This window comes from Novosphingobium sp. CCH12-A3 (genome assembly GCF_001556015.1).
GTDB lineage: Bacteria > Pseudomonadota > Alphaproteobacteria > Sphingomonadales > Sphingomonadaceae > Novosphingobium > Novosphingobium subterraneum.
Map to the genome: position 1 here is coordinate 56834 of NZ_LSIA01000218.1, position 12608 is coordinate 69441.

Sequence of the window (12608 nt, forward strand, 5' to 3'; positions counted from 1 at the left end):
GGGGATGGCCGAGCAGGAAGGCGAAAAGACCTTTGCCCCGACAGAGAAGCGCAAGAAGGACGCCGCCAGGAATGGCGATGTCTTGCGCTCGAAGGACCTGGCAACCGCCGTCGACGTGCTGGTAGGCGCGGTTTGGTTGAAGTTCGCGGGGCCGTGGATGATGGACGCCCTGCAGGACACGCTGCGCGCCTCGTTTACACTCGATCGCGCGGCTATCGAGGACTTCGCCCCGGCAAAGCTGCTGACGGGCGCTATGGTTGCCGTCCTGCCGCCGGTTTTCCTGCTCGGCCTGATGGTGCTGGCCGCTTCGGTCTTTTCACAGATCGGCCTGTCCGACGGGCGCTGGATCCCTGCCAATCTCGCGCCCAAGGCTTCGCGCATCAATCCGCTGTCGGGCCTGAAGCGCATGTTCGGCCCGCAAGGCTGGATCGAACTGGCCAAGGGCCTCGCCAAGCTCGTACTGCTTGGCTCGATTGCATACTTCTGGGCGTCAGGGCGCATCGCGGCGATCGTCGGCCTCGGCCAAGGCAGCATCCACGGCCAGCTTGTCACCGCGTGGGATACGATCACCTCGCTTGCCTTCGCGCTTGCGTCCGGGCTGATCGTGATCGCCCTGATCGACTTCCCGATCCAATGGGTCCGCCGCTTCCTGCGTCTCCGCATGACACTGCAGGAAGTGAAGGACGAGCACAAGGAAGCCGAAGGCTCGCCCGAGAAGAAGGCCGCCATCCGCAACAAGCAGCGACAGCTGGCGATGGGGGCGATGCAGCAGGCGATGCATAAGGCGCAGTTCGTGATCACCAACCCGACGCACTTCTCAGTCGCCATGGTCTACGACCCGGACCTCGCCCCCGCGCCAGTCGTGCTGGCCAAGGGACGTGGCGAAAAGGCGCTGGCCATGCGCGAGCTGGCAGCCGAACTCGGCGTTCCGACGCTCGAACTGCCGCCGCTTGCCCGTTCCGTCTACTTCACCACGCGCGAAAACCAGATGATCCGCGAGGATCTTTATGCCGCCGTCGCGTCGGTCCTGGCCTTCGTGCTCTCGCTCAAGCGGGGCGATCAGGTGCAACTGCCCGCCATCGACTTGCCGATCCACATGCGGTTCGACGCAGATGGCCGCCCCGAAGCGGTGATCGACCTTAAGACCGCATCAAAGCAGCCGTCCTAACAACCATGGCAACGACCACATCCTCCACGGCATCCACGTCCGCCACGGCGCAGATCGTCTCGGCGCTGGGCGCGGGTAGTGGCATCAACACCGCACAGCTTGCCGAACAGCTGGCGGCTGCGCAGTTCGCAACACGGATCGATCAGCTCTCGGCAAAGACCGAGAAGCTCGAAGCCCAGATCTCCAGCGCGTCGAACCTCAAGTCCCTTATCAGCACGCTATCGTCATCGATCGGCACGCTGATCCGAACCGGCGATCTGGCGGTGAAGCCCTCGATCTCGAACAGCAGCGTGGCGACCGTGAGCAAGGGCACGTTGAGCGGCAGCGGCACCTACAGCCTGGAAGTGACTTCGCTTGCCAATGCGCAAAAGCTGGTGATGCCGGCCTACGCCTCGTCGACCTCGACGGTGGGCGAAGGCACGTTGACACTACGCTTCGGCACCGTTTCGGGCGGTGCATTTACTGCGGATGGCGCGCAGGACGCCGTTGACATCAACGTCCCGGCCGGAGCGACGCTTGCCGATGTAGCCAGTGCCATCAACGCTTCGGGCGCGGGCGTATCGGCCTATGTCGCCAACGGTTCTGCCGGCGCGCAACTGGTGATCAAGGGCAAGGAAGGCGCGAACAGCGGCTTTATCATCGAGGCAAGCCCGGCGGTCGGCGGCGAAGCGCTTTCGGACCTTGCGTGGACACCTGCGACCAACACGACCCAGCTCAAATCGACCGCTACCGATGCTGCCTATTTGCTCGACGGTGTTGCCTATACGGGTACGAACAACACGATCAATGACGCGCTCCCCGGCCTCAACCTCAAGCTGACGGCAACGAACGTCGGCAATCCGGCAACGATCAGCTTCAGCGATCCATCGTCGGGCATTGCCACGGCGATGAGCGACCTCAAAGATGCGCTCAATGAAGTTGCCTCGCAGCTCAACCAGGCCATGAACAAGGACACGGGCGAGCTGAACAACGACCCCGGCGCCCGCGCACTGCGCAACGCGCTGATGTCGCTCGCCGGTCAGAAGATCATGGTCAATGCCGCACCCGGCGCTCCGTCAACCCTGGCGGACCTGGGTCTCAAGACCGAGCGGGACGGCACTTTCAGCCTTGATGCGGATCGCCTGAACCAGACGCTCAAGAATTCGCCCCAGGAAGCCGGAGCGATGTGGACAACCGGCATTTTCGGCGTTTTTGCAGCGATCGACAAGATCGCGCGCAATGCCAATTCAACGACTGGCATCTCGCTGGGCAGTTCCGTCACGCGCAACACAGCCCTGCAGAAGACGCTGGCCGACCGTTCCGCCACCCTTGCCGAAAAGCAGGAGACGTTGCGCCAGCAGCTCGTCACCCGCTTTGCCGCCATGGACACGCGCGTCAGCGGTTCGCAATCCACCCTCTCCTTCCTGAAGGCCCAGATCGAAGCCTGGAACGCATCGAGCAACAACTGATATGCTGCACCATCGAAAAGACCCGACCGAAGCCTATCGCCGCGTTGATTTCGACGCCCGTGTTCGCGGGGCCGATTCACGCCAGCTCGTGGACTTGTGCCTCGAACAGGTCATCGGCTCGGTCGGTCGCGCCGTCCATGCGCAGGAGCGGGGCGACAACGCCGCCAAAAGTGCAGCGCTCACACGTGCAATCTCCGCTCTTACCGCGCTGCAGATGGGCGTGGACCTGGCCAATCCAACCGCCGGCGCGCTGGTCCAACTGTATCAATCGGCCCGCAATGCGATCCTCGACTGCGTGACGCGGTTCGATGCGCGCACGCTGCAGGCCATCCGACAGGATTTCACCGAAATCCGCGAGGCCATGCTGCGCAGCATCCCGGCCTGATACCGGTTCTCGGCCGCTAGCCGTCAGGAAAAGGCCCGGAACCTTGTCGGTTCCGGGCCTTCCTCACCTGCGCGGACGGGGACGGACCGCGCAGGATCTCCAGGACATGGTTCCTACCCGATGTTGCAGGCTGCGATCAGCGCCTCGCCCAGACCATCGAGGTCAAGCTCGCTCTCGGCCGCGCCGGCATCGATGGCAGCAGCCGGGGCTTCGGCGACCAGCGCCGACTGACGCGCCTGGGCAAAAGTCTTGCATCCATTATCGCGCATCAGCTTCAGGCCCTTGGCGCCGTCGGCGCCCATGCCGGTCAGGATCGCGCCTGCCGCCGGGACCGAACCGCGCGCGATCGAACCGTAAAGAAGATTAGCCGAAGGCCGCATGCCATCCACCGGATCGCGATCAATCAGGCGCAACTTCGCCGGAGTGCCCGGCTCTATCACCACGTGACGTTCGGGGTCATATGCAATGTGGATGGTGCCCTGCGTCAGGGGCGTGGCGTCCTTGGCCGCCTTGACGTTGCACTTCAGCTCGCCGTCCATGCGCTTGATGAACGTCTCGACAATGCCTGGCTCGGCGTTGAGGGCAATCACCGTGGGAGGGCACTTTTCGGGAAAATAGGAAAGCAGCTGGGTCAGGGCGTCGATGCCGCCCATCGAAGCGGACAGCGCAAGAAGGTGTCCGTTCCATTCGAAGTGCGCTTCAGCCTGCTTGTGTTCGCGTGGCGCCTTGCGGTCCTTCACGTTGCTGTTTGCCGCCGCCAGCACGATCTTGCCGAGCTTGCCCACGGTCTTGCTGAACTGTTCGGGCGTTGCCTTCAGCGGCTTGGGAAAGCACTCGACCGCACCCAGTTCATATGCCTTCAGCGACGTCTCGGTTCCGGCTTGGGTCAAGCTCGAAAGCATGACCACCGGCAAGGGGTTGGAGCCCATGATCTCTTCCAGGAACTCGATGCCGCTCATGCCGGGCATCTCGACGTCGAGCGTCACCACGTTGGGTCGCAGTTCCTTGATCTGTTCACGCGCTTCGGCCGCATTTGCCGCCGCGCCGATCACGGTCACGTTCTTGGACTGATCGAGGATGTCGGAAAACAGAGCCCGCATTGCTGCGGAATCATCGACTACAAGAACACGGGCTTCGTGCATTTCAAGAGAAACCTTCCAAGGCGCTGTTTCGCCTCGGTTCGTTCTACGCGCGAAGCACCATCAATTCATGTTCCGCCCCTTACGTATCTCACCGTAGGCCCGGCGAAAGCCCGCCTTTTCCCTCGTGCTCTATTCCGGAAGACCAGTTGCCGCGTCGGGTCTCCCCGGTCGGCCCAACCGAGCCGGAGGAAGAGCATCTCCATGACATCGATCACCCTGCCAGAGCGCTGCGACCGCGCCGCTGCCGAAGCCTTGTTGCCCGAAATGCTGGCAGCGCTGGGGTCCGGCCCGCTCGAGATCGATGCGCGCGAGTGCCGGCAGATCGGACAGGCCATGCTGCAACTGCTGGTGAGCGCCCGCCAGACGGGTGACGGCGCGGTGATTCTCCCTTCCGATGCCCTGAGCGAAGCCGCCGCGCTGACTGGGCTCGCTGACGAACTCTTCTCGGGAGTGCTGGCATGACCGCCGACGAAATCCAGGCGATCTTCTTTGCCGAATGCGAAGAATCGCTGGCCGCAGCCGAACAGGGTCTCGCCGCTTGCCGCGAAGGCACCCAGGACAGCGATACCGTCAACGCCGTGTTCCGCGGAGTCCATTCGATCAAGGGCGGCGCGGGGGCGTTCGGCTACGTCGCGCTGCAGGGCTTCACCCATACCTTCGAAACGCTGCTGTCCGATGTACGCGACGGCACCGTGCCGATCACCGGCCCGCTTACCGACCTTCTCCTGCGTGCGCTCGATACGCTGAGCGATCATGTGACTGCCGCGCGCGATGGTACCGAGCCCCCCGAGGACGGCGCGCTCCAGGCTGAACTTACCGCAGCAATGGCTGCCAATGCCGGTGTCGCCCCTGCCGCAGCTCCGGCACCAGCCCCGCAGCCCGAGCTGGCAGTCGCCGTCGAGCCGATTGCCGTCGAAGCATCAAGCGACGACGGCGACGATTTCGACTTCGATCTCGATGCTCTGCTTGACGACATTTCAGGCGAAATCACGCCAGAAGCCGGGCCTGCCCCTGATGTCGAAACGACGCAGGAACGGTGGCACATGCGCCTTCGCCCCCACAGCGGCGCGATGCGCAATGGCAGCGAGCCTCTGCTGATGCTGCGCGAAATGGCGGCTCTGGGCGGCCGGTGCGAAGTCTGCGACGTTTCCTCGGTCCCACCACTCGATTCCTTCGATCCCAGCCGCGGCTACCTCGGCTGGGCGTTCAGCTTTCCCTCAAACGTTGCCGAAGCCAGCATCCGCGACATCTTCGACTTCGTCGGCGATGATTGCTCGCTGGCGTTCGGAGCCGACGCGGAGATGCCGCCGGTGCAGATAGCCGAGTCTGCGCCGCCGTCACCTGCGGCACCGCAGACCCCGGCTCCCGTCGCCGTCGAGGCACCGGCGCCTGCCCCCGTTTCAAGCGCTCCCGCCGCTGCCGAGGATGCTACGCCATCGCGCGCCGCCGCCTCGAGCAGTTCGGCACCGCCCGCGCCCCCCGCTCCGGGTCAGTCCATCCGCATCGAACTTGGCAAGCTCGACAAGCTTATCGATGCTGTCGGCGAGCTCGTGATCGCGCAAGCCATGATGGCGCAGCGCCTTGCCGGACAAGGCCTCGCCGTTGCCGAGGAGATGGCGATGATCGAGGGCCTGACCCGCGACATCCAGGAATCGGCCATGTCGATCCGTGCGCAACCGATCGGCTCGGTCTTCAGCCGCGTGCCGCGCATCCTGCGTGAACTGTCGTCCACCACGGGCAAGCATGTCCGCCTGGAAGTATCGGGCGAAAGCACCGAACTCGACAAGACCGTGATCGAGCGTCTGGGCGAACCTTTGACCCACCTCATCCGCAACGCCGTGGACCATGGCATCGAACCGGCCGACGAGCGTATCGCTGCAGGGAAGGCGGCCGAGGGCACGCTGACCCTTTCGGCCGAGCATCGTTCCGGCCGGATTCTCATCCGCATTGGCGACGACGGCAAGGGCATCGATCGCGAGCGCGTCTTTGCCAAGGCCGTCGAAAAGGGCCTGATCGCACCCGATGCCATCCTGTCCAAGGAAGAGATCGACCTGCTGATCTTCGCCCCTGGTTTCTCTACCGCGCAACAGGTCTCGAACATTTCGGGCCGCGGAGTGGGAATGGACGTGGTTCGCCAGAACGTGAAGGACCTTGGCGGGCGCATCACGATTGATTCCGAACCGGGCAAGGGCACGACATTTACCCTGACCCTGCCGCTCACCTTGGCCATCTCGGACGGCATGGTCGTCAACGTAGGCGACCAGACGCTGGTCGTGCCGCTCGCCAATGTTGTCGAAAGCCTCCGCCCGGAACCGCATGAAGTGCAAGGCCTTGGCGCCAGCCGCAGCATGATCAACGTGCGCGGCAGGTTCATTCCCGTCATCTCGCTGGCCCATTCGGTCGGCGCGGCGCAAGCCGTCAGCGACCCGCGCGAGGCCGTGCTGATCGTGGTCGAAACCGAAGGCGCAGGCCGAGCCGCGCTGATGGTCGATGCCATCTGCGACCAGCGCCAGGTCGTGATCAAGAGCCTAGACACCCATTACCGGTCTGTCGAGGGCGTCGCCGGGGCAACCATCCTGGGTGATGGCCGGGTTGCCCTTATCATTGACGTGGACGGGCTGGTCTCGCGCAGCCTTTCATCGGCCTCCTCCGCTGCCATGGCCGAAGCCGCATGAGCCTGATGGATGTTCTTGACGCGAGCATGCCGGGGGTCAGCCCTGGAGTGTTCGACGAGGCCGATTTCCGCGCTATCTCGGAGATCGCCCATGCGGAAGCCGGCATCGTGCTGCCGCCGGGCAAGGCCATGCTGGTCTATTCGCGCCTTGCGCCGCTCGTGCGCGATTCCGGATGCGTCACGTTCGGGGCCTATGTCCTGCGCATCCGCGAAAACCTTGCCGAACGGCAGAAGGCCATCTGCGCGCTGACCACGAACCACACCTTCTTCTATCGCGAGGCACATCACTTCGAGCATTTCGCCAGCGATGTCCGGCCTGAATACGTCGATCGACTCCAGCGCGGCGGCAAGGTCCGCCTGTGGTCAGCAGGCTGTTCGAGCGGTGAGGAGACCTGGTCGTTGCTGATGACGCTGCTGGGCGAAGACTCCGGGGCTGGCCACGCCATTGCCCGGCGGGATCTGCGGCTGCTCGCCAGCGACATCGCCAGCCACGCGCTCGCCAAGGCCCGTGCCGCGACATACCGCGCCGAAGATCTCAAGCCCGTTCCCGAAGCCCTCCGCCGTGCCTGGACGCGCACAGCGGGCGATGAATGCACGATCGATCCGGCGGTGCAGCAGATCGCGCGCTTCCGGTCACTGAACCTGCTTGGTGACTGGCCGATGCAGGGGCAGTTCGACACCATCTTCTGCCGCAACGTGATGATCTATTTCGACGGACCAACCAAGGAACGTCTGGTCGCCCGTTTCGCCGAAAAGCTCGCGCCCGGCGGCTGGCTGTACATCGGTCATTCCGAGCGGGTTACCGGCCCGGCTCTCGACCAACTCTCCACCATGGGACCAACCATCTACCGCAAGAGGGCTGCATGACAATTCGCGTCGTCATCGTCGAGGATTCGCCCACCATGCGCGCGATCTTGATGAACCGGCTCGGCAAGGAGCCCGATATCGAAGTCGTCGCGGCCGCTGCGAATGCCGCCGAAGGCCGGCAGATGATCCGTGAACTGGACCCGGACGTGGTCACGCTGGACATCGAGATGCCCGGCATGAACGGCCTCGATTTCCTCGCCAAGATCATGGAACTGCGCCCGACCCCGGTGATTATCGTGTCCGGCTCGACGCAGGAAGGCAACGAGATGACCGCCCGCGCGCTCGCGCTCGGCGCCGTCGATTGCTATGCCAAGTCGGGTGGCGGGCACGGGCTGGACGACGCAGGCCGGCTTGCCGGCATGATCCGTGAAGCCGCGAAAGTGCAATTTACCGCGCGCGCCCCGCAAACGCGCCGCGTCGCCAGCGAAGCGCGCGGATTGCTGGCGGATCGCCCTGCCCTGATCGCCATCGGTTCTTCGACCGGCGGCGTCGAAGCGCTGCAGACCGTGCTATCGGGTTTCCCGGCTGACTGCCCGCCCACGCTGATCGTCCAGCACATCAACGCGCGCTTTGCCCCCGCCGTCGCGCGCACGCTGGACCAGTCCTGTCCGCCGCGCATCGTCGTCGCTGAACCCGACATGCCGCTCAAGGATGGCCACGTCTATCTCGCCCCCGGCGATGATCGCCACCTCTCGCTCGGCGGCTCCTCGACCTTGCACTGCAAGCTGCGTGCCGGAGCCCCGGTCTCGGGCCACCTGCCGAGCGTCGACGTATTGTTCGAATCCGTGGCGAAGACTGTCGGCTCTCGGGCAGTGGGCATTCTGTTGACCGGCATGGGTGCCGACGGAGCGCAGGGCCTTCTCGCCATGGCGCAGAGCGGCGCGCGCACCATTGCCCAGGACGAGGCAACCTGCACCGTGTTCGGCATGCCCCGCGCTGCCATCCATCTCGGCGCTGCCCGGATTGTCGCCCCCCTCGGTGCAATCGCGCGCCACGCTTTCAGCAAGGCGGCCTGAAATGAGCTTCGAAACCCCCATTCCCGGCGCTCCGCCGCTCGAACGGGTAACGGTCATGCAGGGTCAGGCGCTGGCAAGCGGCAGCCCCTCTATCGAGTACTCGACCGTGCTGGGCTCTTGCGTGGCCACCTGCCTCTATGATCCGGAGGCGCGGATCGGCGGCATGAACCACTTCCTGCTGTCCGAGCCGCCCGCCAACGCTACCGGCACCAAGGTCGACGAACACTACGGCGTCTACCTCATGGAGCTGCTGGTAAACGAGATGCTCGCCCGTGGCGCCCGCAAGGGCAACCTCAAGGCGCACCTCTATGGCGGCGCGAACGTCAATCGCAACATGATGCGCATCGGCTCTATGAACGCCGATTTCGCGCGCGAATTCCTTCGTCGTGAAGGCATTGCGCTCCTGCGTGAGGACCTGGGCGGCACCCAGGCGCGCCGCGTCGATTTCCGCCCGGCATCGGGCCAGGTCCGCCACCGCACTGTGGAAGACCGGTTCGCGCCACCCGTCCAGCCCACCCCGCGCCCGGCACTTGCTCGTGGCGATGTCGAACTGTTCTGATCTTCGAGAAGCGAGTCCCATCCATGAGCAACACTACCCGGATCCTTACCGTAGACGACAGCCCCTCCATGCGGGCGCTACTCAACCATGCCCTGTCGGGGCACGGTTTCGACGTATCGCAGGCCGAGGACGGCATGGCCGCGCTCGACTGGCTGGCCATGAACGAGGTCGATGTGGTCATTACCGACATCAACATGCCGCGGCTTGACGGCTTCGGCCTCATCGAGCGCCTGCGCGAGGGCAGTCGTCACCGCGATCGCCCGATCCTCGTGCTGACGACCGAAAGCTCGGACGAGAAGAAGGCTCGCGCCCGCGCGGCCGGTGCGACTGGCTGGATCGTCAAGCCGTTCGACCCGGAAAAGCTCGTCGCCGCCGTCCGCCGCGTCTCCCACTGAACCCTGCTGGAAGGAACCATACATGTTGCGTGAACTGATCACCTTCGAGGTTGAAGGCCAGGTCTTCGGCCTCGACATCATGGCCATCCGCGAAATCCGCGCCTGGTCGCCCACCACGCGCCTGCCGCGCGTGCCGCACTATGTCGCAGGCGTCGTGAACCTGCGCGGCACGGTCCTTCCGGTTGTGGACCTCGCCGCCCGGCTCGGCTGGCGCGCCACCGAAGCAACGCCCCGTCACGCGATCATCGTTACCCAGCAGGGCCCACAGATCTCAGGCTGGATCGTCGATTCGGTCAGCGACATTGTTACCATCGACAGCGAAGCGCTCCAGCCGCCGCCGCCGACCACGGCAGGCGATACGGTGGTGCCCTTCCTTGAAGGCCTCGCCGCGATCGAGGACCGCATGGTCATGGTCCTGAACCTCGCCGCCCTTTCCGATGGCGCCCAGATCGCCGAAGCAGCCTGACCCAAGGGAGGGCAAAGGCCCATGGCACAAGCCACCCATCGCCAGATTGCGGTCGTCCTTGATGAGCTGGCCGAAGAAGTCGAAGCACTTGGCTCCGCCCTGTGCGACGACATGAGCGTGGCCATCAACCACATGGACAAGCTCCAGGCGATCGACCTTATCGCGCAGAAGCAGCGCACGCTCGCTCGTCTCCTGCTGGCTGATCGCCCTGCTGACGCGATAGAACGCATCGCGATCGACGTCCTGCGTGACCGGATGCGCCTTTCGGGCTGATTCCAACCGACACATGGCTTTGGTCGGCCCGCGCATGTCGTTGGTCGAGCCTGTCGCGTCAGCCCTGCAGAGTTGCGCCATCGGCGGGGCATGAAGTTTCTATCGAAACAAATCCCGCTGCTGTGCGGTTGCGCCATGCTTGCCCTTGCCATGCCAGTGCGCGCCGCAGAGGAAGCCCCCGAAACTGCCCCTCCCGCCGCCCAGACGACCGGCAGCCGCAGCACGTTCACGCCCAAGGACTTCGAACGCTTCGCCCCGCGCAATGCCCTGGACATGCTGCGCCAGGTTCCGGGCTTCACCATCCGCGAAGGCGAGGAAGCGCGAGGCCTCGGCCAGGCCAGCGGCAACGTGCTGGTCAACTCCAAGCGCCTGTCATCCAAGTCGGACGATATCTGGACCCAGCTTTCGCGCATCCCGGCCTCCACCGTAGAACGCATTGAACTGGTCGATGGCGCCAAGCTCGACATCCCCGGCCTCACGGGACAGGTCGCCAATGTCGTTGCCCGCTCCTCCAGCTTTTCCGGCCAGTTCCGCTACAGCCCGGAATACCGCGCACACTATGCAGACCCGCGCTACACCAACGGCGAAGTGTCGGTATCGGGCCGCCAGGGGCCGGTCGAATACACAATCAGCCTCACCAACAACGCCAATCGCGGCGCAGCCGGTGGGCCGACGATCATCACCGACCGCAACGGCGCGGTGATCCAGACCCGCGAGGACGTCGTCAAGGCCAACCGCGATGATTCCAAGCTCGCTGTGCGCCTGACCATCGACGGCCCCGGCTCGTCCATCGCCAACCTCAACGGCTCGTTCCAGCGCGTGCCCCGCCGGTTCACCGAACACTCGGTACGCACCAATGTCGATGGCTCGACCGTGGTGCGCGACCTGATCGACAAATCCTCCGCCCGCAATTGGGAAATCGGCGGCGATTACGAGTTCGCGCTTGGGCCCGGCCGCCTCAAGCTGATCGGCCTCAACCGCGAGGAGCACGAGCCCTACAGCCAGCAGGTCGTGACCACGTTTGGTGACGGCTCGCCCGCTGTGGGTGACCGGTTCGCCCAGACCGGCGACAGCAGCGAGCGCATCGTTCGCAGCGAATATTCCTGGAAAATGCTGGGCGGAGACTGGCAACTCGCGGGAGAAGGCGCGTTCAATTCGCTGCGCAACGTCGCCAGCCTTGCCGAACTCGATGACACCGGCCAGTTCGTGGAGATCCCCTTTCCCGAAGGCACCGGCGGCGTGAAAGAAGACCGCTATGATGCCAGCCTCTCATTCAGCCGCCCGCTTTCCAGCACCCTGACCTTGCAGCTGATCGCCGGCGCCGAGAAATCGACGCTGATGCAGACTGGCGCGACAGGCCCCGACGGCAACCTCAGCCGCTCGTTCTTCCGGCCCAAAGGCTCGCTCTCGCTGGGCTGGAAGGCTGCAAAAAGCCTCGATGTCTCGTTCAAGATCAAGCGCTCGGTCGGCCAGCTTTCGTTCTACGACTTCCTTGCCCGCCGCTTCCTCGATGATGGCAATGCCAACAGCGGCAACGCCGATCTCGTGCCGCAGCAGGACTGGTCGGCCGAACTCGAACTCAATCGCACCTTCGGCAAGCTGGGCTCGACCAAGCTGCGCCTCGTCGGCCGCAATGTGCAGGATTACGTGACCGTGATCCCGATCGGCACGAACGGCGAATCCATCGGCAACGTCGGATCGGCGCAGGAACGGCAGATCGTAAGCAACACCACGCTGCAGTTCGATCCGCTTGGCTGGAAAGGCGCGCGGCTCGATTTCAACGTCGAGCTGACCTTCACCAAGCTGCGCGATCCGTTCGATCCCGCCAACCACATCCCCTATGGCGGCATCACCGACCGCTACTGGGAGCTGAACTTCCGCCAGGACTTCCAAGGTACGGACTGGGCGGCAGGCGCATCCTACGAATACAACCACCAGTCGCTCTACCACCGCCGCTTCGAGCGTGGTCGCGCCTATGAAGGACCGGTGTTTGCCGGAGTCTACATCGAGCACAAGAACGTCATGGGCCTGACGGTGAAAGCGAGCGCCAACAACCTGCTCAATGGCCGCCAGCGCTGGGACCGCGAGGTCTTCGCCGGCCCCCGCCCCAGCTCGCCCATCGCCTTCGTCGAGACCCACGATCGCCTGATCGGCCCGATCTTCACCCTGACGGTGAAGGGGAGCATCTGAGATTCCTGTTTATCTATAAGGCATT

Annotated in this window: 13 protein-coding genes; 12 read left to right on the forward strand and 1 reads right to left on the reverse strand. The window is 64.4% G+C overall.

All coding sequences use genetic code 11. The features are described from left to right. Nucleotides 1–4 precede the first annotated feature (4 nt). Genes AX703_RS17290 through fliS form a run of 3 tightly spaced genes read left to right on the forward strand, consistent with a single transcriptional unit; the run spans nucleotide 5 to nucleotide 3001 of the window. Nucleotides 5–1168, forward strand: a complete 1164-nt coding sequence (locus AX703_RS17290; RefSeq protein ID WP_062345862.1) for a flagellar biosynthesis protein FlhB — start codon at nucleotides 5–7, stop codon at nucleotides 1166–1168. A 5-nt stretch (nucleotides 1169–1173) separates the two neighbouring features. Next, complete coding sequence (fliD, locus tag AX703_RS17295; RefSeq protein WP_062345864.1) at nucleotides 1174–2616, forward strand: flagellar filament capping protein FliD; 1443 nt, start codon at nucleotides 1174–1176, stop codon at nucleotides 2614–2616. A gap of 1 nt (nucleotide 2617) precedes the next feature. Further along, nucleotides 2618–3001: a flagellar export chaperone FliS gene (gene fliS, locus AX703_RS17300; RefSeq protein WP_062345866.1), complete on the forward strand. Its 384-nt coding sequence runs from the start codon at nucleotides 2618–2620 to the stop codon at nucleotides 2999–3001. Between the two features lie 113 nt (nucleotides 3002–3114). Here the strand turns inward: fliS and AX703_RS17305 are convergent, their stop codons facing one another. Then, nucleotides 3115–4143, reverse strand: a complete 1029-nt coding sequence (locus AX703_RS17305) for a chemotaxis protein CheB (RefSeq protein ID WP_039336202.1) — start codon at nucleotides 4141–4143, stop codon at nucleotides 3115–3117. Between the two features lie 201 nt (nucleotides 4144–4344). On the opposite strand from AX703_RS17305, the gene AX703_RS17310 reads away from it, so the two are divergent. The 9 genes from AX703_RS17310 to AX703_RS17350 all read left to right on the forward strand — a co-directional run bounded on the left by AX703_RS17310 (nucleotide 4345) and on the right by AX703_RS17350 (nucleotide 12583). Continuing rightward, a complete protein-coding gene (locus tag AX703_RS17310) occupies nucleotides 4345–4605 on the forward strand; it encodes an STAS domain-containing protein (protein WP_052242570.1) in 261 nt (86 codons plus the stop codon). Continuing rightward, nucleotides 4602–6818, forward strand: coding sequence for a chemotaxis protein CheA (locus AX703_RS17315; protein ID WP_062345868.1), 2217 nt, complete (start codon nucleotides 4602–4604; stop codon nucleotides 6816–6818). The genes AX703_RS17310 and AX703_RS17315 overlap by 4 nt, the downstream gene beginning before the upstream one ends. Next, a complete protein-coding gene (locus AX703_RS17320) occupies nucleotides 6815–7684 on the forward strand; it encodes a protein-glutamate O-methyltransferase CheR (protein ID WP_039336206.1) in 870 nt (289 codons plus the stop codon). Before AX703_RS17315 ends, AX703_RS17320 begins: the two co-directional genes overlap by 4 nt. Continuing rightward, on the forward strand, nucleotides 7681–8700 hold the full coding sequence (locus AX703_RS17325) for a chemotaxis response regulator protein-glutamate methylesterase (protein ID WP_062345870.1): 1020 nt from the start codon (nucleotides 7681–7683) through the stop codon (nucleotides 8698–8700). The genes AX703_RS17320 and AX703_RS17325 overlap by 4 nt, the downstream gene beginning before the upstream one ends. 1 nt (nucleotide 8701) lies before the next feature. Next, nucleotides 8702–9259 carry a chemotaxis protein CheD gene (locus AX703_RS17330; protein ID WP_052242571.1) on the forward strand — a complete coding sequence of 186 codons (558 nt, stop codon included), beginning with the start codon at nucleotides 8702–8704 and terminating at the stop codon, nucleotides 9257–9259. A 23-nt stretch (nucleotides 9260–9282) separates the two neighbouring features. Further along, nucleotides 9283–9654 (forward strand): response regulator, encoded by a 372-nt coding sequence (locus tag AX703_RS17335; RefSeq protein WP_082013426.1) that lies wholly within the window; start codon nucleotides 9283–9285, stop codon nucleotides 9652–9654. A gap of 22 nt (nucleotides 9655–9676) precedes the next feature. Then, nucleotides 9677–10120, forward strand: a complete 444-nt coding sequence (locus AX703_RS17340) for a chemotaxis protein CheW (RefSeq protein WP_062345872.1) — start codon at nucleotides 9677–9679, stop codon at nucleotides 10118–10120. Nucleotides 10121–10141: 21 nt separating this feature from the next. Next, a complete protein-coding gene (locus AX703_RS17345; RefSeq protein ID WP_039336211.1) occupies nucleotides 10142–10393 on the forward strand; it encodes a hypothetical protein in 252 nt (83 codons plus the stop codon). A gap of 90 nt (nucleotides 10394–10483) precedes the next feature. Next, nucleotides 10484–12583, forward strand: coding sequence for a TonB-dependent receptor (locus tag AX703_RS17350; RefSeq protein ID WP_062345874.1), 2100 nt, complete (start codon nucleotides 10484–10486; stop codon nucleotides 12581–12583). Nucleotides 12584–12608 lie beyond the last annotated feature (25 nt).